The sequence below is a fragment of the Intrasporangium sp. genome, from assembly GCF_035280925.1.
Classification (GTDB): Bacteria; Actinomycetota; Actinomycetes; order Actinomycetales; family Dermatophilaceae; genus Intrasporangium.
In genome coordinates, this window is record NZ_DATEEY010000097.1 from 1 (window position 1) to 2,584 (window position 2,584).

The 2,584-nt window shown below is 70.9% G+C and carries 3 protein-coding genes; all 3 read right to left on the bottom strand.

Annotated elements, in window-relative coordinates; all coding sequences use genetic code 11:
- Nucleotides 1-309, bottom strand: a 309-nt coding sequence (locus VJN29_RS09640) for a hypothetical protein (RefSeq protein WP_324143410.1), incomplete at its 3' end; no start/stop codon positions are given.
- A 13-nt stretch (nucleotides 310-322) separates the two neighbouring features.
- Nucleotides 323-1,615, bottom strand: coding sequence for a serine hydroxymethyltransferase (gene glyA / locus VJN29_RS09645; RefSeq protein ID WP_324143411.1), 1,293 nt, complete (start codon nucleotides 1,613-1,615; stop codon nucleotides 323-325).
- A complete protein-coding gene (locus tag VJN29_RS09650) occupies nucleotides 1,608-2,390 on the bottom strand; it encodes an L-threonylcarbamoyladenylate synthase (protein ID WP_324143412.1) in 783 nt (260 codons plus the stop codon). The genes glyA and VJN29_RS09650 overlap by 8 nt, the downstream gene beginning before the upstream one ends.
- Nucleotides 2,391-2,584: the final 194 nt, after the last annotated feature.

Here is a 2,584-nt window from a genome sequence, read left to right on the forward strand (position 1 = left end):
GCTGCCCCCTGCGAGAGCGAGGCGTGCGGCCCGTGGCAGCACGGCGGCGCCGCCGAGCCGGGGCTCCCGCTCGTACAGGCCACCGAAGTAGAAGGCGGCGATGAAGATCAGCGTGGAGACGGAGAAGGAGAGCGCGTACGCGCCGATGGGGTACGTCGGCCACTCCCCCGGCGGGCCGAAGCGATAGACCATCGAGCCGACGGCGAGCCCGAACACCGCGAGGGTGTCGAGCACCATGACGAGGCGGAACCCGCGGCGGTTGAGTCGCCCGAGCAGGCGGGCGTCGCGCCGGGTGCTCGGTGCGGTCACGCGCGCATCGGCATCAGCGACCGTGCGCGCCCGGCCGGGCGTACGCGGGAAAGCGCGCAACGAGATCCGACACCGTGGCCCGCACCTCGCGCGAGACCGGGTGCTCCGGATCGGCGTCGCCCTTGGTCACCGCCCGGTGAATGAGCTCGGCGACGGTGCGCATCTCGTCCTCGCCCATCCCCTGGGTCGTCACGCACGGTGTCCCCACCCGGATGCCGGACGCCACGTTCGGCTTCTGGGGGTCGAAGGGGATCGCGTTCTTGTTGAGCGTGATGCCGGCCGCATCCGCTCTTGACTCCGCGTCCGCGCCGGTGACACCGACCCCTTGGAGGTCGTGCAGGGACAGGTGGGTGTCGTTCCCGCCCGTCGTCGGACGGATGCCGCGCGTTCCCAGCTCCGTCGCGAGGACCGCCGCGTTCGCGACGACGCGCCGGGCGTAGTCCCGGTACTCGGGTGTCGCACACTCCTTGAAGTTGACGGCCTTGGCGGCGATGGAGTGCATCTGCGGTCCGCCCTGCATCATCGGGAAGACGGCCTTGTCGATGGCTGTCGCGTGCTCGGCCGTGCAGACGATGGCACCGGACCGAGGACCCCGCAGGACCTTGTGGGTCGTGAAGGAGACGACGTCGGCATACGGCACCGGGCTCTCGATGGCGCCGCCCGCGACGAGACCGATGAAGTGCGCCGCGTCCACCCAGAAGATGGCGCCCACCTCGTCCGCGATGGCCCGGAACCGGGCGAAGTCGATGGTCCGCGGGATCGCCGAGCCGCCGGCCAGGATGATCTTCGGCCGGTGCTCGCGGGCGAGCTTCTCCACCTGGTCGTAGTCGATGTCCTCGGTCTCCCGGTCGACGCCGTAGTGGACGGCGGTGAACCACTTCCCCGAGAACGAGACCTTGGTGCCGTGCGTGAGGTGTCCGCCGTGCGGGAGGCTCATCGCGAGGAGCGTCTCGCCGGGCTTGAGGAACGCCCCGTAGACGGCCTGGTTGGCGCTCGCACCGGAGTGCGGCTGGACGTTCGCGTGCTCGGCACCGAAGAGCTGCCTGCACCGGTCGATGGCGATCTGCTCGGCCTTGTCGACCTCCGAACAGCCGCCGTAGTACCGACGTCCCGGGTAGCCCTCGGCGTACTTGTTCGACAGCGTCGAGCCGAGGGCGGTGAGCACCTCGGGGCTCGAGAAGTTCTCGCTCGCGATGAGCTGGAGGCCACCCCTCAGGCGGTCGAGCTCGGAGACGAGGACACCGGCGATGTCCGGGTCGAAGGCCTCGAGGGCGCGGAAGTCGGAGCCGTAGAACGTGTCAGTCATCGTCGGTGGTCTCTCGCTGCTCGCTGGACGTGGACGTGCCGGTGTCGCTGGACTCGGAGGGCTCCGGCGCCTCGACGGTGTCGAGGCCGTCGGGCTCGGCGCCCGTCGACCCGGCGGCATTGAACTCTAGGGCGTCTGCACGGGAGCGCTCGACGACGGCGAGGACGTCGGACTCCGAGAGCGCTCCGACCCGCAGGACGACGGGCTCGTCGCGGGTGCAGTCGACGATGGTGGACGCCAGGCCGCCCGGGGCCGGCCCGCCGTCGAGGTAGAACTCGACGGTGGCTCCCAGCTGGCTGGCGGCCTCCACGACGGTTCGGGACGCCGGGTGGCCCGTGCGGTTGGCGCTGCTCACCGCCATCGGCCCCACCTCCCGCAGCAGCTCGAGGGCGACGGGGTCGTCCGGCATCCGCAGGGCGACCGTGCCGCCGGTGTCGCCGAGGTCCCACATCAGCGACGGCTGCGCACGCAGGACGATCGTGAGGGGCCCGGGCCAGAACGCGTCGACGAGCGCCCGCGCGTAGGCCGGAACGTCGGTGGCGAGGCCGTCGATCGTTCGCTGGTCGGCGACGAGGACGGGTGGCGGCATGTCGCTGCCGCGACCCTTGTCTTCGAGCAGCGCGCGGACGGCGTCGGGTGAGAACGCGTCCGCGCCGACGCCGTAGAGGGTGTCCGTGGGAAGCACGACGAGCCGGCCGTCGCGCACGCCGGCGGCGGCCTTCGGGATCGCGTCCGCCCGCCCCTGGTCGGTCGTGCAGTCGAAGACGGGGCTCATGGGGCCAGCCTAGGGCTGCCGGATTCGCGTGCACGGACACGGCTCACCGGGCTCGTCGACCCCTAGTGTCGGCGGCGCGGGCATCCGCTCGTGATTCGACAACGAGAGGTGTGAGAACGACATGCGTGGATCTGGACTCATCTGGACCATCGTCGGGGTGCTGCTCATCATTGCCCTGCTCATCTTCATCCTGC

Excerpts from the sequence above, each read along its gene's own strand:
- glyA (WP_324143411.1), bottom strand. The coding sequence starts at position 1,615 with ATGACTGACACGTTCTACGGCTCCGACTTCCGCGCCCTCGAGGCCTTC.
- VJN29_RS09650 (WP_324143412.1), bottom strand. The coding sequence starts at position 2,390 with ATGAGCCCCGTCTTCGACTGCACGACCGACCAGGGGCGGGCGGACGCG.